At 39.3% G+C, this 21,416-nt stretch carries 18 protein-coding genes; 12 read left to right on the forward strand and 6 right to left on the reverse strand.

Annotated elements, in window-relative coordinates; all coding sequences use genetic code 11:
- Positions 1-56 precede the first annotated feature (56 nt).
- Complete coding sequence (locus tag RFH42_RS13990; protein ID WP_308976358.1) at positions 57-947, reverse strand: HTH-type transcriptional regulator AceR; 891 nt, start codon at positions 945-947, stop codon at positions 57-59.
- Positions 948-1,032: 85 nt separating this feature from the next.
- Between RFH42_RS13990 and aceI the strand changes: the two genes are divergently transcribed.
- Complete coding sequence (gene aceI, locus RFH42_RS13995; protein ID WP_308976359.1) at positions 1,033-1,461, forward strand: chlorhexidine efflux PACE transporter AceI; 429 nt, start codon at positions 1,033-1,035, stop codon at positions 1,459-1,461.
- A 53-nt stretch (positions 1,462-1,514) separates the two neighbouring features.
- Here aceI and RFH42_RS14000 read toward each other — a convergent pair whose 3' ends face one another.
- Positions 1,515-3,017, reverse strand: a complete 1,503-nt coding sequence (locus tag RFH42_RS14000; protein WP_308976360.1) for an acetyl-CoA C-acetyltransferase — start codon at positions 3,015-3,017, stop codon at positions 1,515-1,517.
- A gap of 259 nt (positions 3,018-3,276) precedes the next feature.
- Between RFH42_RS14000 and RFH42_RS14005 the strand changes: the two genes are divergently transcribed.
- From RFH42_RS14005 to RFH42_RS14050, 10 genes are all read left to right on the forward strand, one after another.
- Entirely contained in the window at positions 3,277-4,668 is a 1,392-nt protein-coding gene (locus RFH42_RS14005) for a 3-oxoacyl-ACP reductase (RefSeq protein WP_308976362.1), read from the forward strand.
- A 104-nt stretch (positions 4,669-4,772) separates the two neighbouring features.
- Positions 4,773-5,624, forward strand: a complete 852-nt coding sequence (locus RFH42_RS14010; protein WP_308976363.1) for a MaoC family dehydratase — start codon at positions 4,773-4,775, stop codon at positions 5,622-5,624.
- A gap of 204 nt (positions 5,625-5,828) precedes the next feature.
- Positions 5,829-7,076 (forward strand): serine hydrolase domain-containing protein, encoded by a 1,248-nt coding sequence (locus tag RFH42_RS14015; protein WP_308976365.1) that lies wholly within the window; start codon positions 5,829-5,831, stop codon positions 7,074-7,076.
- 124 nt (positions 7,077-7,200) lie between these two features.
- Complete coding sequence (gene dnaX, locus RFH42_RS14020; RefSeq protein WP_308976366.1) at positions 7,201-9,246, forward strand: DNA polymerase III subunit gamma/tau; 2,046 nt, start codon at positions 7,201-7,203, stop codon at positions 9,244-9,246.
- A 130-nt stretch (positions 9,247-9,376) separates the two neighbouring features.
- Positions 9,377-9,526, forward strand: coding sequence for a hypothetical protein (locus RFH42_RS14025; protein ID WP_308976367.1), 150 nt, complete (start codon positions 9,377-9,379; stop codon positions 9,524-9,526).
- 21 nt (positions 9,527-9,547) lie between these two features.
- Positions 9,548-11,785, forward strand: a complete 2,238-nt coding sequence (locus RFH42_RS14030; RefSeq protein ID WP_308976369.1) for a phosphocholine-specific phospholipase C — start codon at positions 9,548-9,550, stop codon at positions 11,783-11,785.
- 265 nt (positions 11,786-12,050) lie between these two features.
- The gene (locus RFH42_RS14035) at positions 12,051-12,569 is read left to right on the forward strand and encodes a low molecular weight protein-tyrosine-phosphatase (RefSeq protein ID WP_308976370.1); all 519 of its coding nucleotides are present in this window, start codon (positions 12,051-12,053) and stop codon (positions 12,567-12,569) included.
- Between the two features lie 6 nt (positions 12,570-12,575).
- Positions 12,576-13,619: a UDP-N-acetylmuramate dehydrogenase gene (gene murB / locus RFH42_RS14040; RefSeq protein ID WP_308976371.1), complete on the forward strand. Its 1,044-nt coding sequence runs from the start codon at positions 12,576-12,578 to the stop codon at positions 13,617-13,619.
- Entirely contained in the window at positions 13,616-14,758 is a 1,143-nt protein-coding gene (locus tag RFH42_RS14045; RefSeq protein ID WP_308976373.1) for a YdcF family protein, read from the forward strand. Before murB ends, RFH42_RS14045 begins: the two co-directional genes overlap by 4 nt.
- Positions 14,758-15,792 (forward strand): alpha/beta hydrolase, encoded by a 1,035-nt coding sequence (locus RFH42_RS14050; protein WP_308976374.1) that lies wholly within the window; start codon positions 14,758-14,760, stop codon positions 15,790-15,792. The genes RFH42_RS14045 and RFH42_RS14050 overlap by 1 nt, the downstream gene beginning before the upstream one ends.
- Positions 15,793-15,900: 108 nt before the next feature.
- Here RFH42_RS14050 and RFH42_RS14055 read toward each other — a convergent pair whose 3' ends face one another.
- The 4 genes from RFH42_RS14055 to RFH42_RS14070 form a co-directional block, all read right to left on the reverse strand.
- Entirely contained in the window at positions 15,901-17,571 is a 1,671-nt protein-coding gene (locus RFH42_RS14055; RefSeq protein ID WP_308976375.1) for an FMN-binding glutamate synthase family protein, read from the reverse strand.
- Between the two features lie 192 nt (positions 17,572-17,763).
- Entirely contained in the window at positions 17,764-18,933 is a 1,170-nt protein-coding gene (locus tag RFH42_RS14060; RefSeq protein ID WP_308976377.1) for a cupin domain-containing protein, read from the reverse strand.
- Between the two features lie 72 nt (positions 18,934-19,005).
- A complete protein-coding gene (locus tag RFH42_RS14065) occupies positions 19,006-19,599 on the reverse strand; it encodes a Maf family protein (protein ID WP_308976378.1) in 594 nt (197 codons plus the stop codon).
- Positions 19,596-19,982, reverse strand: coding sequence for a DUF2237 family protein (locus tag RFH42_RS14070; RefSeq protein WP_308976379.1), 387 nt, complete (start codon positions 19,980-19,982; stop codon positions 19,596-19,598). Before RFH42_RS14070 ends, RFH42_RS14065 begins: the two co-directional genes overlap by 4 nt.
- 142 nt (positions 19,983-20,124) lie before the next feature.
- On the opposite strand from RFH42_RS14070, the gene RFH42_RS14075 reads away from it, so the two are divergent.
- Positions 20,125-21,312 (forward strand): phosphoglycerate kinase, encoded by a 1,188-nt coding sequence (locus tag RFH42_RS14075; RefSeq protein WP_308976380.1) that lies wholly within the window; start codon positions 20,125-20,127, stop codon positions 21,310-21,312.
- Positions 21,313-21,416: the final 104 nt, after the last annotated feature.

The raw sequence follows: 21,416 nt of genomic DNA on the forward strand, positions 1-21,416 counted from the left end.
AAAACTAGTTATAACACAAGCTTTGGCCTACTGGCGCGAATATATCGGGAAAATAATTAATTTTCTTGATGTCGTAATTTTCGAATATGTTGAATTAAAAATTGTGCAGCGATCCCTAGTTGATTTTCCCGACTCCAGACTAAATCGACGTAGTATTCAAAGCGCGAGGTAAAATCAATAAAGTCTAGAATTTTTAATTGCTCAGCAAGACGAGGATTCTCATTTAACATTTCAAGCGGTAAAATTCCCCAACCAAAACCTTGTAGAATCATCGTACATGCGGAATGGTGGCTATCAGTGCGCCAAATGTTTTTAGAATAAACCAATTCAGGTTTGATTGAGCGATTTCGACTCGCTACAACAATTTGTCTGCTTTGTAATACTTGTTCAAAGCTCACCTGTAGCGGCTGTGCCAACGGAAAGTTGTTGGCTGCTACGGCAACCAGCACTTCTTTTTTTAACTCTACGAATTGGTCACTACGATCAAGTTGTTCCCGTTCAAACAATATGGCCAAATGCGCAGAACGATTCATTAAGAGTTGTAATGCATCTTCTTGCGGTGCAGAGAAAATATTGATTTGGAGCAAAGGAAACTGCTGTTCCAATATAGAAATATAGTCTGTCCAGTTACTATGAGAAAGCTCAGAAACCACCACAATATTGAGTGCAGATTCTAAACCTGCACTTAGTGCCAGTGCTTGTTGTTTCCATTGATTCATTTCTATAAGTAATTGCTCTGTTCTTTCATATAGAACTCGTGCTTGTGCTGTAGGCACAGGTTCACGGCCTTTACGCTCAAATAAATCTAATTGTAAATCAATTTCCAAATTAGCAATGGACATGCTTACAGCTGAAGGTACTTTACCCAATTTACGAGCTGCCGCAGAAAAAGAACCTGTTTCCATGACCGTCTTGAAAATATTGAGTTGCTCTTGATTAATATTCATCTATCAATAATATTGAAAGTATCTAACTCGATTGATCAGAATAATACACTAAAATGAGCATTCAATTCACAATGAGTATTTAAAAATGTTGATTTCCAAGAGACGAATAGTTCATGCATTAAGCTATGAAATTATTCTATTGGTGATCATTGCAATCGCTTTGAGTTTTATTTTTAATGTTCCATTAGATGTAACAGGCGGCTTGGGTATTGCTATGGCAGTGACCTCCGTGATCTGGAATATGATTTTCAACCATTATTTTGAAAAATTAGAACACAAACATCAGTTCAAACGTACGATTAAAGTTCGTATCTTACATGCGATCGGGTTTGAGGGTGGTTTAATGTTGTTGACGATTCCAATGGTTGCTTATGCCATGGATATGACTATATTTCAAGCGATCTTGCTTGATCTGTCGATGACAACGTGTATTTTGGTATACACCTTTATTTTTCAGTGGTGCTATGACACGCTGGAAGATCGTTACTTCCCACATCATTTAGATCGTGCTTAAGTATAAATAAAAAAACCGTAGCTATAAGCTACGGTTTTTTTTGGGCGATGAAATTATTTTTCAATAATTGCAGTCACACCTTGACCACCTGCGGCACAAATCGAAATTAATGCACGACCAGTGCCTTTTTGATTAATGAGTTTTGCAGCAGTAGCTAAAATACGCCCACCTGTTGCAGCGAAAGGGTGACCTGCTGCAAGTGAAGAACCTTTTACATTGAGTTTGCTGCGATCAATTGAACCTAATGGCATATCTAGACCCAAACGGTTTTTACAGAAGTTAGGATCTTCCCATGCTTTAAGTGTAGAGAGCACTTGAGATGCAAATGCCTCATGAATTTCATAAAAATCAAAATCTTGAAGTGTAAGGCCAGCACGATTTAACATACGTGGTACAGCATAGGCTGGTGCCATTAATAGCCCTTCTTTTTTGTTGACAAAATCAACAGCAGCTGTTTCGTAGAAACTAATATAGGCTAAAACTTCATGCCCATTGGCTTTTGCCCATTCTTCTGATGCAAGTAATACGGCTGAAGCACCATCTGTTAGTGGCGTTGAGTTACCTGCAGTCATTGTCGCTGCTTCGCCTTTACCAAAAGCAGGGCGTAATTTTGCTAACTTTTCTGCCGTTGAATCCGGACGTAAATTATTATCTTTGTCTAGGCCCATAAATGGTGTAATGAGATCATCAAAGAAGCCTTCATCATAAGCTTGAGCCATTTTTTGGTGAGATGAGGCAGCGAGCTCGTCTTGTGCTTCACGAGAAATACCCCATTCGAGTGCAGTAATTGCTTGATGCTCACCCATAGATAGCCCAGTACGTGGCTCACCATTTTTAGGGGCATCAAGTAAATCTTTGATGTTGATTTTGGTAAGTGCTTTTAAACGTGCTGCTGCAGTTTTCGCAATATTGAGTTCTAATAACGCCTTACGTAGACCATCACCAAAGGCAATAGGTGCATCGGAAGTTGTATCTACACCACCTGCAATACCTACTTCAATTTGGCCAAGTGCAATTTTATTTGCGACAAGAAAAGCGGCTTGCAAACCAGTACCACATGCTTGCTGTAAATCAAATGCTGGTGTTTCTGGAGCAAGTTGGGTGTTCAGAACACATTCACGTGTCATATTGAAATCGCGACTGTGTTTTAATACTGCGCCTGCAACCACTTCACCTAAACGTTGTCCTTGTAATTGGTAACGGTCAACTAAACCATTTAAGGTCGCTGTAAACATATCCATATTAGAGGCGTTGAAATAAGCACCATTTGAACGAGCAAATGGAATACGGTTACCACCGATGATCGCAACGCGACGAACAGTATTTTGACTCATGTTTTTTTCCTGAGAAACAGAAGATGAAGTTGATGTTTTACTTTTGGCAGCTGTACTTTGTGAATTGCTTGCCGTAGTTTTTCGAACTGGGGAACGACGTGGTTTTGCCGGTGTAGTTGTGCTTGCTGTTTTTCTGGCTGTTGCACGTGGCTTTGATGTTTTTGACACTGCTGCTTCACTGTTTTGATCAGCTGCAGGATTGTCCGTAGTTGATTTACTCATTAAGCTTATTCCACAAATATGTGTGTCACGATTATGCCGCACATTAGCATATTTAGCAGTAGCGTGAATTGACTATAATGACATCTGACTAGGCGCTCTGGTCAAGACATCAATGGCTTAACTCAAGTATGATTTGCTCAATATTCATGAATCGGTTAGGGCATTTGTCTATTTCACCAGCTTGCTGAACTGCCATAAATAAACAGCTGAAATACCTGTGCCGATAGAGATAAAATTAACTTGTGAAGAGATTATAAGTATGAGCGATCAATACCAAGTATTTGCGAAAACACCCATTGGTAAATTTGTTATTAAAAATCTAGGATTGCCATCTCCAATCAGTCTTGATCGATTCCAAGCTGCGACACCTATTATACAAGGTGCTGTATTGTTTGGTGCAGCTGTGGCAAATGAAGTATCAAGTGCTGTTGCTCAAGTTTTAGCGAATATTCATGCCAATACATACGCAGGGAATCAACCAGAGTTACAACAAGCTGCGGCAAAAAATGGACTTAACTTAAGAGCATTAAATACAGCAGATACGAGCTCAAAATTTAAAGCTGTTATTTTTGATGCATCAGGTATTGAAAATACTGAGCAACTTCGTAGTCTATATGACTTTTTTCATCCTATTGCGCGTCAAATCCAAAGTTCAGGTCGTGTGATTGTAATTGGTTTAAACCCAGACACTGCAAAATCAGTTCAACAGGCTATCGCACAACGTGCTTTAGAAGGTTTTGTTAAATCAGTAGGTAAAGAGTTTAAAAAAGGTATTGCAGCACAGTTACTATATGTCGATCAGGGTGCGGCTGAAAATTTAGAGTCAAGTTTACGTTTCCTTTTATCACCACGTTCAGCATATGTATCTGGTCAAGTGATACGTGTGAGTAAAGCTACAGTTGTAGATCTCGATTGGTCTAAACCATTGGCAGGTAAAACAGCTGTTGTAACTGGAGCAAGCCGAGGCATTGGTGAGGCAATAGCGCATGTACTCGCACGTGATGGTGCGCATGTTATTTGTTTAGATGTTCCTCAACAACAAGCTGATCTTGACCGAGTAGCTGAGCAAATTTCTGGTTCTACTTTAGCAATAGACATTACAGCAGCCGATGCTGGTGCCAAGATTAAAGCTGCCGCAGCTGAACTCGGTGGTTTAGATATTATTGTGCATAATGCAGGGATTACCCGAGATAAAACTCTGGCAAATATGAAGCCTGAGCTTTGGGATTTAGTGTTAAATATTAATTTATCTGCAATTGAACGCGTAAATAGTTATTTATTAGATGAAAAAGGTTTAAATGCAAATGGTCGTATCATTTGTGTATCGTCTATTTCAGGTATTGCGGGCAATTTAGGTCAAACCAACTACGCTGTTTCAAAAGCAGGCGTTATTGGTGTAGTGAAATATACAGCACCAACATTGCAAGATGGGGTAACAATTAATGCCGTAGCACCTGGTTTTATTGAAACTCAAATGACAGCAGCTATTCCTTTTGCGATTCGTGAAGCTGGGCGTCGTATGAATTCAATGAGTCAAGGCGGTTTACCTGTAGATGTGGCAGAGACGATCGCTTTATTTGCTGCGCCAAGCTCATCAGGTCTAAATGGTAATGTGGTTCGTGTGTGTGGACAAAGTTTATTAGGTGCCTAATACGAACAAAGAAAAGGGATGCGAATGCATCCCTTTTTGCATATATAAAGAATAAGCGCATGAGTTTATTTTGATAACTAAGGTTAGAAATAGGATCAACTCCAATGAATACACGTCATTTTAATCAGCTACCCAAGCCTTATTTGGCTTATGCTAAAGTGGTACAAGGTTTAGTTTTTAAAAAAGCAAAAAATGCACTTGTTTTACCAGAAGTTAAATATATTGTTGATTCTTTTAAAGTTGATCAGCAACATTTAAAAGCATATAACGATATTTGTGGGTTTAAACAAAATGGTTATATTCCTGCAATTTATTTGGCTGTGTTATCGCAAAGTTTGCAAATGCAGATGATGACACAAGAAGCTTTTCCATTTGAATTGCTTGGTTTAGTCCATATTCGTAATCAAATTACACAGCATCGTAAAATTGGAAGTAATGAAAGTTTAACTTTATCCTGTCAATTTGGTGAATTAAGACCACATGAGAAAGGGTTAGAATTTGATTTTATTACTACTGTAAAAGTTGCCGATGATATTGTTGTTGAAGCAGTAACAACTTATTTGAGTCGTCAAAAAACGTCAGAAAAAGTTAAAAATAAAGTTGTTGCAGAAAAAATCGATTATCAACTTAAAGACTTGTGGACAGTACCTGAAAATACAGGTCGCCGTTACGCGATGATTTCAGGCGATTTTAACTTGATTCATATTCATGCATTAACAGCAAAAGCCTTTGGTTTTAAACAGGCAATTGCGCATGGTATGTGGACTAAAGCAAGAGCATTAGCAACTTTGAATTTGGCAGATGCTTACTATGCAGATGTTTGGTTTAAACTTCCTTTGTTTTTACCTTCTAAGGTAGAGTTCTTAACTGCAGAAGAAGGGAAATTAACTGCTTTCTTAATCCAAAATCATAAAGATCAAAAACCACATGTCAGTGGCAAGGTGTCTGCATTATAAACATTAAATTGTAGAATAAGCTCTTGGATTAATTAAACCTAAATCTACGTTTTATATCTGGTTATTTTTATTCATCTCAGATTTAATAAGCTGCGGTTTAGGTTTTTTAAAAGTTGACAACTTAGACTGGAACAGCGTATTTATGCTCTGCCATGGCATGATAATAATGCTATAAAAATTGAATAAAACAAAAAAGGGGTAGTCATGAACGGACTAACAGAGCTTATTTTCGCTGATACACAGCATTTTCAAGGTACAGTTGCGCCACATTTTAATGACCTTGCAAAGCAATTTAGTCGTTTGTTGCAACCTGGAGTTGAACAAGGTGGTGCAGCACTTGCGGTTTATTTTCGTGGTGAAAAAGTCGTAGATATCTACACAGGAAAAAAAACCGATACTGAACAGTGGGCAGAAGATAGCTTATCTATTTGTTATTCAACAGGTAAGGGAGTACTCGCAACTTTGGCGCATATTCTAGTGAGTCAAGGTTTGTTGTCGTATGATCATCCAATAGCACATTATTGGCCTGAGTTTGCTCAGCACAACAAAGCTGAGATTACTTTGGCTCATGTACTTTGTCATCAAAGTGGATTGTTCGATATTCGTAATATTATAGAAAAAGCAAGTGATATGGCAGATTGGTCTGCGATGTTACAGAGCATTGAACAAGCTACTCCTCGTTTTAAGGCTGGTACGGATACAGCATATCAGGCGCTTACTTTTGGATGGTTATTAGGTGGCGTGTTAGAAAAAGCAACAGGTCAATCTTTAGCAACCCTGATGCACAAGTATTTGGTTGAACCACTAGAGTTAGATGGTGCTTACTTTGGCGTACCGCAGTCTGAGTTACATCGGGTAGCTAAACCTTGTCGTAAGGTAGCCAATACCAATACTACGGCAAAAGCTAAATCACCACGCAAAACAACTTTCTCAGAGCGCCTTTTAGAGTTGTCAGGACATGATCCACAAGACTTTCTTGATGCTATGGTGCCACGCGCAATGCGTGATTTTAGTTTTTTCAGTGAGCAAGGTTTAACAGCAGTAATGCCTGCAGTGAATGGCGCATTTACTGCACGTAGCTTAGCTAAAGTTTATGCGATGTTGGCACAACAAGGGCAGTGGCAGGGCCAACAACTGATTGACCATTTAGTTTTTCACGAGCTTAGTCAAATTCAAACCTACAAGCGAGATCGTGTGATGCCGATTCCAATGAAATGGCGTTTGGGTTACCACCGTGTAATTACTTTGGGTAAGCGTGTTAAATCAGGATTTGGTCATGTTGGGTATAATGGATCTGGAGCTTGGTGTGATCCACAGCGTAATCTTAGTTTTGCTTATGTACATAATTTCCCTGTTGCATCTATGACAGGGGACTATCGCTTATGGGGACTCACACAGGAGGCTCTGCGCTGTGCAGATGCGGTTATAACAGGGCATAAAGGATGGTTTTAAAGTTAAATAGTGTGATATTTGGTCAATGCCTGTAGGATAGTCATTTGGAAGAGCACAGAGTCAGTGAAAGGATTCACAGCGTAGACAAAACACAGTATCCTTAGACCTGTCACAAGGAGCATCCATGTATCAGGTACTTGCACGTAAATATCGACCACGTAACTTTAATGAATTGGTGGGGCAAAACCATGTCTCGCGCGCATTAACAAGTGCGTTAGAGCGAGGTCGGTTACACCATGCTTATTTATTTACAGGCACGCGTGGTGTGGGCAAGACAACAATTGCAAGGATTTTAGCAAAGTGTCTAAACTGTGAAACTGGTGTCACTGCGACACCTTGTGAAGTTTGTGCAACATGTAAGGCAGTGAATGAAGGGCGTTTTATTGATCTCATTGAGATTGATGCTGCATCGCGTACTAAAGTTGAAGATACGCGTGAATTATTAGATAACGTGCCTTATGCACCTACTCAAGGACGTTATAAAGTTTATCTGATCGATGAAGTGCATATGTTATCGACTCATTCTTTCAATGCATTATTAAAGACTTTGGAAGAACCTCCAGCACATGTCAAATTCTTATTTGCAACAACAGATCCACAAAAATTACCGATTACGGTCATTTCACGCTGTTTGCAATTTACCTTACGACCTCTATTGATTGATGAGATTAGTCAGCATCTGAGTCAAATTCTTGCAACAGAACATATTCAGGCTGAAACTGATGCACTGTGGCAAATTGCCGAGGCTGCACAGGGTTCTTTACGTGATGCATTGTCATTGACAGATCAAGCAATTGCTTATGGACAAGGTGCGATTCATCATCAAGACGTAAAAGAAATGCTCGGCTTAATTGACCGTAGTATGATTTACGATTTAATTTTAGCGATTCATCAAAATAATAAACCCTTAGTTAGCCAGCTATTATTACAATTTAGACAACAGGCACTTGATGTAGCTTTGGTATTGGATCAGTTGGTTTCAACCCTGCATGAATTGGCATTGATGCAGTATTTACCTGATTTGAGTCTAAAATATAGTTCTGAAATAAATAAAAAAATTAAGCAATTGGCTGAGGTTATTTCAGCACAAGATCTACAGCTGTATTATCAAATTGCGTGTAAAGGACGTGCAGATTTACAGATTGCCGTCACTCAAGAGCAAGGTTTTGAAATGACAGTGCTGCGTTTATTGGCATTTAGACCTTTAGCATTGAATCAAGTGAGTGCTGTATCTGAACAAGTTCAAACAGCTGCCGTACAAGCTATGACGCCAGTGTCAATTGTTCCAGACACAGCAGAAACTCAACAACATCATGTTGTTACTACTTCTACAGATGTTCCTATGGTTGAAGTAGATGTTGAGGATCAAGCTGTATCTGTGGCTGAAGTCGCTAATAATGAAATTAGTTTTGATCAGACAACAGTACAACCTTCGATTGAAACGCCAACTGAATTGGTAGAGACAGGTACAGCCATACAGTCAGATACAACTACAATGGTTGCTGAAATGGCACCAACGCTAACTCATTTTACTGCTCAAGAGCCTGTTATTGAATCTAGTCATTCGTTGAATGTGGCAACTATGTCTGAGCAAGAATTATTTTTTCTTGCCCCTCACGTAGATACAGAAATTCAAAGTGAGCAAGAGACGCAACAAGATGTCCTCACGACGGATACTTTCTCTGAACCGACCATACCAAACTTAACTCCAGCAGCGTTGAATGATCAATCAACTTCACCAAGCTCAGGACTACTTCCTCAGCAGATTTTAACTTTAGCTGAACAGCAACTTGACGGGCAATGGGATGTACATAAATGGGAATACTGGTTTAGAAATAGTGCATTATCACCAGCTGTTCAAGAACTCGCTCAACATGGTTTGATGACGGGAGATATTAATGGTAAATGTATTTTTTGTATTCCTGCACAATACGAGAAATTATTTGCTCAAACACAGCATGATTTGCAACAAGCATTGATTGCTTTGTGGCCACAAACTCATTTTAGTGTTGAATATCAAGAAATTAGTTCTGCAACCCCTTATGTACTATTGCAACAACGTAAACAACATGCCTATGTGCGTGCGGTTGAATTATTACAGCAAGAACCTGTTGTGAAGCAATTATTACAGGCATTTGATGCACAATTACATCAGGTAGAATTGAAGTAAGTTTGTGCTTTCATAGCCTAATTAAGTATTTGTCAAAAATATATAAATCATGAGTTTGTAATTAATTTGTCAGTGAATTGTCATTGAGGCTGACTAAGGTGTATTTCGCTCAATCTCGGAATACACCTTTATGCGATATGCCCTAAAAAAATGGATGCAGCTGCTCCTGCTCCTGCCACTCTTTTCTGTGTTGATGGCTTGTAATGACTCAGATTCAGAAAGCTCTACTTCAAATGAACAAGAAGCTTCTAAACCTGCTGTGATTCGCTGTGCACCTTAACCAGATTAAAGAGTAAATATCATGATTACGCGTCGTCAATTATTTTCAAATTCAATTAAAACTGGTTTAGGTGCTGCTGCTTTAGCAACTTTTCCTGCAAGTATTCAACGCGCCTTGGCTATTCCTGCAAATAACAAAACAGGGAGTATTCAAGATGTTGAGCATGTCGTGATTCTCATGCAAGAAAACCGTTCATTTGATCATTATTTCGGTACGATGAAGGGTGTACGAGGTTTTTCAGACCGAATTACCATTCCTATGCCGCAGCAACGGAGTGTTTGGGAGCAACTTCGTGCAGATGGGCAGGTGCTTACGCCATACCATCTCAATGGCGAAAAGCATAATGCGCAGCGTGCAGATGGTACACCACATAGCTGGGGAGACAGCCAAGCTGCCTGGGATCATGGTCGTATGAGCCAATGGCCTAAACATAAGACAGATACCTCAATGGGATATTTTACCCCTGCTGAAATTCCTTACCAATTTGCTCTGGCTGATGCCTTTACAATTTGTGATGCTTATCATTGTTCAATGCATACTGGTACAGATGCGAACCGTTCATTTCATTTAACGGGAACTAATGGTGCAACTGCAACGGGAACAGCATTTGTAAATAATGAATGGGATGCTATAGATGGAAAAGCAGAAAATACTAATATTGGCTATACATGGAAAACTTATGCTGAGCGCTTAGAACAAGCGGGAGTAAGTTGGATTTGCTACCAAAATATGCCCGATGAATGGGGAGACAATATGCTTGGTGCATTTCGAAACTTTAAAAAAGCCAATATTGCTTCAGGTTTCCCTGTATCAAGTGGTGGTGCACCTAATTCTCCTTATAGCGAAACAGGTCAAACATTACCTTACCATGCCTATGATCATGCGACAGATAATGCTAAAAATCCGTTGTATAAAGGCATAGCAAATACTTTACCAGGCAATAAACCAGAAGAATATCTTGATGCTTTTAAACGAGATATTAAGGAAGGGCGTTTGCCACAAGTTTCTTGGTTAAATGCTCCTTCAATTTATTGTGAACATCCTGGCCCATCAAGTCCGGTGCAAGGAGCTTGGTTTATTCAAGAAATTATTGATGCATTAACTGCTGTACCTGAGGTTTGGAGTAAGACAGTTGTTTTGATCAATTTTGATGAAAATGATGGTTATTTCGACCATGTACCATCACCGTCTGCACCTTCTAAACAAGGATCAGGTTATGCTGGAAAATTTACGTTAAGTGAAGAAGCGATGCAGGCTGAATACTTTGTGCACTCAAAACCAGAGGGCAGTCATTGGCAGCCTACACCCGATGGTCGTGTTTATGGTCCTGGTCCTCGTGTTCCTTTATTTGTTGTTTCACCATGGAGTCGTGGAGGCTGGGTTAACTCACAAGTTTTTGATCACACCTCTGTGTTGATGTTCTTAGAGCAACGTTTTGGGGTAAAAGAAGAAAATATTAGTGCTTATCGCCGTGCAGTTTGTGGTGATCTTAGCAGTGCATTTAATTTTAAAACTCCAAACGAACTCCCTTTCCCTCAATTAGATGGAAAAATTAATCGAGATGCCGCAGATCAACTTCGTCATCAACAGGAGAATTTACCAGCGGTACCTTTACCTCAAGAGGTAAAATTGCCACGCCAACAGGCAGGAATTCGACCTTCACGTGCTTTACCTTATGAGTTACATACCAGTGCACGCTGTCAGGCAGATGGAACAGTTCGATTGATTTTTTCAAATACAGGTAAACAGGCTGCAGTTTTTCATGTTTATGATTGTTTAAACCTGTCTGCGATTCCTCGTCGCTATGTTGTTGAGGCAGATAAACAATTGGATGATGTTTGGTCAACAATTGTCAAAGACGCAGGTGAGTATGATCTGTGGGTACTTGGACCGAACGGTTTTCATCGACATTTTAAAGGTCAAACAAAGTCATTAGCGTTAACACAAGTGAACCCTGAAATTAAGGTTTGCTATGATGTCGCCAATGGTGATGTCTATGTGGAAGTGTTGAATAATGGACAACATGACACACAAATCACCATTCAAGCGATTGCATATTTTAATCAAAGTCCATTACAACTGAAATTAGCTGCAGGGCAAACCATAAAACAACATTGGCACTTAGCTGATGTGGGTTGCTGGTATGATTTTATAGTTAAAAGTGATCATGATCCTAAATATGCTCGACGTTTTGCTGGCCGCGTTGAAACAGGAGAACACTCGGTGAGTGATCCAGCTTTGGCATACATTTCATTGTAATAGTATCTGTAAAATAAGTTGTACATGAAAGATCACGTTTTAGTGATATTGAGGATTCCAATATATGAACTATATTGGAATCTTTTTATTGATAGATTGTTATATAGACTTATAAAACTGAGATAAAAGTAGTATATAAGAGTCTATATTGTGGCTTATCTTGAATAAATTAGATCATTATTGTTTTGCTACTGTATAGGATTCATAACCTAAATAAACTAACATAAGCACATCACATAGAATAAACCATTTGGGGGATATACCATTGCAAATTCAAGCACCGTATCGAGTATTGTGCATTTGTCTTGGAAATATTTGCCGTTCGCCAACTGCTGAGGTTGTACTTCGACATTACTGTAAAGAAGCGCAATTAAATATTGTGATTGATTCTGCGGGAACCAGTAATTATCACCCGAATAAGGCGCCTGATGCTCGTAGTCAAAAACATGCAAAACAACGAGGTTATGATTTATCTTCGCTACGTGCTCGTCAAATTCAGTTGCAGGATTTTGTGCATTTTAATTTAATTTTGGCTATGGATTTAGAAAATTTGCATGATTTGAAGCAATTGCAGAGCAAGGCAATTCAACATTATGGTGCTGAGCAAATATTGGCACAGCTTGCTCTCATGAGTGAGCATGATTTGGTATACCCCCAACAAGCGGTACCTGATCCTTACTATGGCCAATCCACTGATTTTGAATATGTCCTAGATCAATGTGAGTCGAGTAGTCAGGCTTGGGTTCAATACTTTAAACAACATCTGTCACAGGTAACAAATTAACGCTTTATGAACATTTTGACGCAGGTCCAACTAAAAGCATTTAACACATTGCGACTTGAGGCTGTTGCTTCACATTATGTGCAAATTCATCATGTCGAAGAGATTGCTGTAGCATTAGAATATGCTACGCAACAACAACTTAATGTGTTGATTTTATCTGGGGGAAGTAATGTCTTGCTTCCTCGCGAGATAAATGCGTTGGTTATGCATATGCAGATTATGGGAGTTGAGACACTGCATACCACTGAGCAGTATCAGTTTTTCCGTGTTGGTGCAGGGCAAACTTGGCATGATTTTGTTTTGTGGAGCACAGCCCAGCAGTGCTATGGCCTACAAAATTTAGCGCTGATCCCAGGTTTAGTTGGGGCAGCACCAGTGCAAAATATTGGTGCTTATGGGGTGGAAGTGGGTGAGTTTATTGATTATGTAGAAGTTTATGATCGTGAACAGAAACGTTTTACACAACTGAGTGCGGCAGATTGTAACTTTGCATACCGCGATAGTATTTTCAAACAATATCCACAGCGCTATGTCATTTGTTATGTCGTATTTAAATTGCTTAAACAAGCTGAGCTAAAAATTAATTATGGTGATTTACGACAAGCAATGGGTGAAGAGTTAACTGCTGAGAATTTACAACAACAAGTTATTCATATTAGACAAAGTAAATTACCAGACCCTAAACAGTTCGCTAATGTAGGAAGTTTTTTTAAAAATCCGATTATTTCTGCACAGCAACTACAATATTTGCTTAAGGAATATCCACAAATTCCACATTATCCGCAAGCACATGGCCAAGTTAAAGTTGCAGCTGGATGGTTGATTGAACAGGCAGGCTGGAAAGGAAAACGTTTAGATCAAGTTGGGATGTTTGCCAAACAAGCTTTGGTTTTGGTGAATTATGCCGATGCAGATTTATACGATGTACAGCAGACGTATCAAGCGGTACAACATGATGTATATCAAAAGTTTGCAATTTCCTTACAGCCAGAACCGGTATTGTTTGACTCACAAGGCGTGATTCAAGCACATACAGGTGTGTCCATATGATGCTACGATTAATTCGGTATCTTTCAGTTATTTTTATATTAATTGGCGTGTTAATTGTATTTTTTTATACGCCATTTTATTCAGATATGGTCATGCGCATTTTAAATGGCGTTGTGCCTGTGGAGGTTAATCAGGTCGCTGCTGAGAGTCAACAAATGGGGGCTTTATCTGAAAATGATGATTTAGAACCAGGTTCGGCTTTATGGATTGCACGGCAAGCTTATTTGAAAGTAATGGAAGAGGCGATTCGTACCCAAAACTCACACGACTTAGTTGAGTTGCATGCACGTTATCAAGTACTTCAACAAGAAATTAAGCGTGAAACTGAGCAAAATAAAATTAAAAAACCTGATACAACAAAGGTGCCTTTCTTAATTCATCCGAAAGATCAGCAAGCACATAGTGAACCGAATATTGCAAGTGGCCATATTGAAGATTTATTGGTTGGTCAGTCTAAAGAAAACAGTGCGTTGATGCAGAAATATATTAAATTCCTAAAGACTCACCCAGTAGAATTAAAAGAACAGACTGCGATTGATGATGAAATTTATAAAGATATTGCTTATGTGAATACACGAAACAATGCAAAAAATGCAGGGGAAGTTAGAAAAGATGTATTTAATACTCAAGAACAACCAAATGCCATTGTTGTTTTAGGTGGAGGGTTAACATTAGATAAAAATCGTAAGGATATTATTATTAACGAATATACTCGATTACGCCTAGAAAAAACTTTAGAAGTTGAGAAAGAGACACATCTACCTATTGTACTTAGTGGCGTTGAAGCACCTTATATGCAAGCATGGCTTGCACAACGAGGTATTGATGCAAAACTATTGGAAAATAAAAGTATGAATACTTGTGAAAACACAAGATTTAGTTCATTACTATTACAAAAACAAGGAGGTGCTCCTAAAGTGTTTTTGGTGACTGATCGTTATCACATGCCACGTACACGGCGTTTATTTGCATTAAATGGGATTGAAACCCTAGCCGTAGAAGCACCTATGCCAACACCATTAACCACATGGCAACCTAGCCAACAAAATTATGATCATAGCCGTCGTGCTAATTACGAATTATTAGCATCCCTACGTGACATGTTATTTGGCTCAAGTGGTTGTCGAGAGGTTCCTTAATGTCCGAGATTCCATTTTTAAATCCGAATATACTCAAGCAATTAGATCTTCCAGTTCCTAGTCGTGATGACACACCAAGTTTCCTTGAGCCACTGAATTTAAACCGTCCATGTGTACTGAGTCGCGAACTTAAAGCATATACACGCTTATATGGATTTGATCAGCTTGAGGCAGAGCATTGGCAAGGCTATATAAAAATGCCCTTGTTTAAGTTGCATGTTCAGGTGTTTAAACCTCGAACAGATCGTATCCTTGGTACGGTGTGTTTACTCCATGGTTATTTAGAACATAGTGGTATTTATCAACCGATTATTCAAGAATTGTTAGAACAAGGCTTTAGTGTTCTGACCTATGATTTGCCCGGTCATGGTTTGAGTGATGGTTCACCTGCCAATATTCAAAATTTTGATCATTATCAGCAAGTGTTACATGCGGTATATCAATACGTGCGTACAGCCGATCAGTTACCTAAGCCATGGTTGGGGATTGGACAGAGTACAGGGGCTGCAATATGGATGCATCATTTGTTGGCCTATGCAGCACGCCGTGAAAACCCTATTGTAGAGCGGGTGCTTCTGTTGTCGCCATTAATTCGTCCAGCTAAATCTGCATGGTGGCATAACTCGATTGGTCTAGGAATTATTCGTAGAATCAAACGAGAAGTACCACGACACTTTAGACGTAACAATCATAACCCAGAGTTTTTACGCTTTGTGAGATTAAAAGATCCGCTACAACCTCGTATGATGGGAATGGATTGGATTTTAGCGATGTCGAAATGGATGCAAGAAATGGAGTTGCGCCCAGCTTGTCGTATACCTGTATGGTTGGCACAAGGTGCGCAAGATCAGACTGTAGACTGGCGTTATAATATTGAGTTTGTTCGAGAGAAATTTAGATTACAAATTCTACTTATGCTTGAGGAAGGTTCTCATCAGTTAATTAATGAACGAGCAGATATTCGTGCAGCGTTGACGGGTTTAATTCCTGCATTTTTACATGCAGATTCTACCGGTGATTTTTATTCAGATTAACGCTTATACCGTATCTACGATTTTTATAGCAAATAATAGCAAATAAATAAGGCCCATTATTGAACGGGCCTTAGCAGCATAGCATGTAGATGAGTTGATGCTTAGTTTTTAAAACTGTTTGGCATCAGCCATTTTCCACATTCGATAATAGAAGTTATCATTATCTTCATTCTCTATATTTAATAACTCACCATTTTTCAACCAGAAATGTAATTGAGCATAGTTCTTTATTTCACGGTCATTAATACGCTGAGCTAAGTGATGTGGGCGAATTTGTGATGGATGAGTTAGCCCAGAAGAGGCGAGCATTTCAGCAAGCGCTTTGAGCGTATTTTTATGGAAGTTATATACACGTTCTGCTTTGGTTGGTACGTGAATTGCTTTTTGACGCTCTTTATCTTGCGTTGCAATACCAACAGGGCATTGGTTGGTGTGACAACTTTGTGCTTGAATACATCCAACTGCAAACATAAAGCCACGTGCTGAGTTCACCCAGTCTGCACCAATCGCCATGATACTCGCAATGTCAAAAGCACTGATAATTTTACCACTTGCACCCAGCTTAATTTTTTCACGTAATCCAGCACCAATCAGGGTGTTATGGACGAAAAGCAAGCCTTCACGTAGTGGGGTGCCCATATGATTAATGAGTTCTTCTGGCGCTGCTCCAGTTCCACCTTCTGAACCATCAATCACAATAAAATCCGGTACAATTTCAGTTTCTAACATGGCTTTGACGAGCCCCATAAATTGCCATGGCTGACCAATACACAATTTTAGGCCTACAGGTTTGCCTTTTGATAGTTTGCGTAATTGTTGTATAAATTGCATTAATTCTAGTGGTGTACTAAATGCAGAATGTGATGCCGGTGAAATACAGTCTTTATCACGAGAAATACCACGAATTTGTGCAATCTCTTCAGTAATTTTATGCTGTGGTAAAATGCCACCATGACCAGGTTTTGCACCTTGAGAAAGTTTTATCTCAATCATTTTTATTTGAGGTAATTGCGCTTGCTGCTCAAAACGTACTGGATCAAAATGCCCATCTTCTGTTCTACAACCGAAATAGCCACTCGCAATTTGCCAAACAATATCGCCACCTGCTTCTAAATGGTAAGGACTAAGACTACCTTCACCAGTATCATGATAGAAACCACCTTTTTTTGCTCCCTGATTGAGTGAGCGGATCGCATTCGCACTTAAACTACCAAAGCTCATGGCAGAAATATTCATGATCGAAGCATCATAGGGCTGAGCACACTGTGCGTTTCCAATATGAATACGGAAGCTTGTTGGGTCTGCAGGATGACAAGGGGCAAGTGAGTGCGTGAGAAAGCGATAATCATTTTGGTAAACATCTACGATCGAACCAAAGGGTTTATCTGAATTTTCATTTTTGGCACGTTGATAAACTAAGCTGCGTTGCATCCGGGTAAATGGCAAAGCATCTTGATCTGATTCAATAAAGTATTGACGAATTTCAGGACGAAAACTTTCAAATAAAAAGCGGAAGTGTCCCATAATCGGGTAGTTTCGTAAAATTGCATGACGCGTTTGTAATAGATCATATACCCCAAGCAAAGACAGAAGGATACTGATGATCCAAGTGGTGTTAATGACATAGTCTGAGAAAAAATAGTAGATGTAATGACTGTCATTAAAAACAATCACCCATGTTAGATATCCCATGATAAAGATACAAAGAAACCAAACAGAGTGGCGAGAAAAAAAAGTATTTAACAGCTTGTATCTGACTGATTGAGCAGGACTGGCCATTTTAGTGAACTATCCAATAATTATTTGATTAATAAGTTGCCAATTTATCAAAAAAAGTACAAGTAAAGTGGAGTAATAACTACAAATCTATATGATTTATGCCTATTTTTTAATCGTGTTGGCTTTTTGATATTTCTGTGGCACCCCTTATATTGTAAATATAGGGGGTGCTGAGCTTAAGATGGGGAGAAATTATTCATCATTCTCAGGTGGCAATAACATCAAGATCGCATCATTTAATAGTTGTGCTAGATCTTCACGGATTTCTTCATCTTTAAAATGAGAATTTAAAGCCAAGATTTCGCCATTTGCGATTTTGACGAGTAAATGTGTGAGTGCTGCACTTACACAAATTGCTTCGCCATTGGCAAAAAATTGAATTTGGCCTTGAGATTCGATATAGAGCAGGCGTGAGGCTGGCTCAAGCATGACATGGTAATTTGAATCAATAACATCGAGTAAATCATCAGCAGCCAATTCCTCAGGTTCAGGAATATTGTCTGGATATTTCGCTTCTGACATGAGGGTGGCAATGACTGCATCTAGGCAATCTGTTTGTTGTAACTGTTGAATCAAGACATTTTTTAAATAGTCTAATTCTTCAGTCGTAATTTGGCCAATAGGGGTGCTTTGTTGGCGTATCACATCTTTTAGAGGATTCTTTAACTGAGGTGTATCAGCATAATGATCACTTAAACGATCCATCATACTTGCAATATCAGGCATACGGAAACCAAATGAGCAGGTGAGACATTCGTTTTCTGCTACACCAAAGTGAGCTAATCCTGGTGGTACGTAGAGCAAATCACCAGGATTTAGTACTTCATCAAAGCTAACCTGCATTTCTGGTAAAAGTTTTAGAGGTTGTTTAGGTACAAACTCGGTATTTTCATCACACATTTGCCCCAATTGCCAACGGCGTTGACCATAGGCTTGTACTAAAAATACATCGTAAAAATCAAAGTGTTGACCAACAGATCCACCTTGAGGAGCATATGAGACCATCACATCATCACGACGCCACTGTGGAATGAATGGGAACTTTTTCCATAACGCAGACAATTCTAAAGAATATTGGTCTACAGCCTGTACTAAGAGCGTCCATTTCTGTGGCATTTTTTGAAAATCAGATTTGCTTAATGGTGAAGATTTGACACTCCACTGATTGGGATCTTTATCTCGTTGCTTAATTAAGCGTGCGCTGACATGTTCCTCTAATGCTAAAGCATGGATATCATCAGGATGAAGCATGCCATCAATTTCTGGCATAGCAGCACGAATTAATAATGGTTTCTTCTGCCAGTATTCAGTTAAGAACTGTTCGGCGCTGATACCGCCTAAAACATCAAGTGTATGAGACATAAATAGCCTAAGTATTTTAAAAATGATTGTAAGTTGTGAGTTAATTAAGCGTTATGATTAACTCATAGTTCATCAGGGAAGTTGTAAATCAAGTTGTCTTAAAATTTTACATAGTGCGATCAAAGGTAGACCCATGAGACTGGTTTGATCATGCCCTTGCATTGACTCAAATAAGCTAATGCCCAGTCCTTCGCATTTAAAGCTTCCTGCACAGTGTAAAGGCTGCTCTTTTGCAACATAACGTTCAATTTCATCATGTTGTAGTGCCCTAAATTGAACAGAGAATTTTTCAACCCAATCTACCTGAAATTGTTGTTGTCCAATTTGGACACTGAGTGCGGTAGCAAAATTTACGCATTGTCCAGATTGAGCTGTGAGCTGTGCAATTGCCCCAGATTCAGTCAATGGCTTACCTATAAACTGGCTTGCTGCATCGTTGAGATAAGCAACTTGATCTGAGCCAATGACCAACGCATTTGGGAATTGCTGGGCAACATGTTGAGCCTTTTTTATCGCTAATCGTAGTGCAAGTTCTTCAGCATGTGTGTCATCACAGGGAGATTCATCAATATCTGGGGAGACACAACGATATACAATACCTAAACGATCCATCAATTCCCGACGGGTACTGCTTGAAGACGCAAGGATAATTTCTGAGTACATCATTCTACTGCATATTCCATAAGTATATTGAGCGGCACATAAGACAACACAGATTGGTGACAGGCATCGAGTTTAATTCGAGGGGCAACTTCAGATTGATAAGCTTCTACCCAACGAGTAACGCAAATACACCAAAAGTCACCTGGTTGTAAGCCAGGAAAATCTATCTCAGGTACAGGTGTAATCAAGTCATTGCCAATTTTTTGTGAGAAATTTAAAAACTCAGCACTCATTTGCGCACAAACGGTGTGCTGTCCAAGATCAGTTGCGGCTGTGTGACAAAAACCATTACGGAAATATCCGGTAATCGGGTCAAAACAACAACTGGCCATTGGCTTGCCTAATACATTCAAACGGTTGATTTTTGGATCAGGATGTATCGACATATATTCACTTTAAAATGCAGTTCTTGCTTTATGATAATCAAAACAAAAAATTTCTACATCATTTCGATAAATTAACTCACCTTTATTTTTCAAATCATTTAGAATCAGTGCGATTTTTTGCGATATAAAAAGTGAGCACGACATGAATTTTCAACGTATGACCGAGCTTGATCTTACAGCGAAGCGCGTATTGATTCGTGAAGATTTAAATGTACCCGTTAAAAATGGTGTGATTAGCAGCGATGCACGTTTACGTGCGGCTCTTCCAACAATTAAAGCTGCTTTGGCACAAGGTGCAGCAGTGATGGTTTGTTCACATTTAGGTCGTCCTGTAGAAGGCGAACCTAAAGCTGAACAATCTTTGGCTCCAGTAGCAGCATATTTAACTGAAGCATTGGGCCAAGAAGTACAATTACAGACTGATTATTTAAATGGTGTTGAGGTTGCAGCAGGTCAAGTGGTATTGCTTGAAAACGTGCGCTTCAATCATGGCGAGAAAAAAAATAACCCAGAACTTGCTCAGCAATATGCTGCGTTATGTGATGTATTCGTAATGGATGCTTTTGGTACAGCACACCGTGCAGAAGCATCAACAGAAGGTGTTGCTCGTTTTGCTCAAGTAGCAGCAGCAGGACCGTTGTTAGCAGCTGAACTTGATGCATTGGGGCGTGCTTTAAAAACGCCACAAAAACCAATGGTTGCTATTGTTGCTGGTTCTAAAGTTTCAACTAAACTTGATGTACTCAACTCTCTTTCTACAATTTGCGATCAATTGATCGTAGGTGGAGGAATTGCTAATACATTCTTAGCTGCTGCTGGTTATAACGTGGGTAAATCTTTGTATGAAGCTGACTTGGTAGATACAGCCAAAGCGATTGCTGCAAAAGTTTCAGTACCATTACCAACCGATGTAGTTGTTGCTGATGCTGCAGAAATTGATTTTAGTGATTTCTTAGGTTCTTTGGCTCAAGCAAAAGCAGTGATTAAGAACGTAGCTGATGTTGCCGAAAATGACATGATTTTAGATGTAGGCCCAGCAACAGCAGCAGCTTTTGCACAGATTGTCGCGGACTCTAAAACCATTTTATGGAATGGTCCAGTAGGTGTATTTGAAGTGGATCAGTTTGGCGAAGGAACAAAAGCATTGTCTCTAGCTGTTGCGAATTCAGCTGCATTTTCAATTGCTGGTGGTGGTGATACTTTAGCTGCTATCGATAAATATGATGTTGCAAGTAAAATTGGTTACATTTCAACAGGTGGTGGTGCTTTCCTTGAGTTTGTTGAAGGTAAAACTTTACCTGCAGTTGCTGCACTATTGGCGCGCGCATAAACACAGATATTTAGCCACTGATTATTTATAATGTGCTGAAAAATAAATAAAGAAGCTAACTTAGGTTAGCTTCTTTACTTTCGTCATAAAAATGTCATAACTCT

Origin of the sequence: Acinetobacter rudis (genome assembly GCF_031157835.1) — a bacterium.
GTDB lineage: Bacteria > Pseudomonadota > Gammaproteobacteria > Pseudomonadales > Moraxellaceae > Acinetobacter > Acinetobacter rudis_A.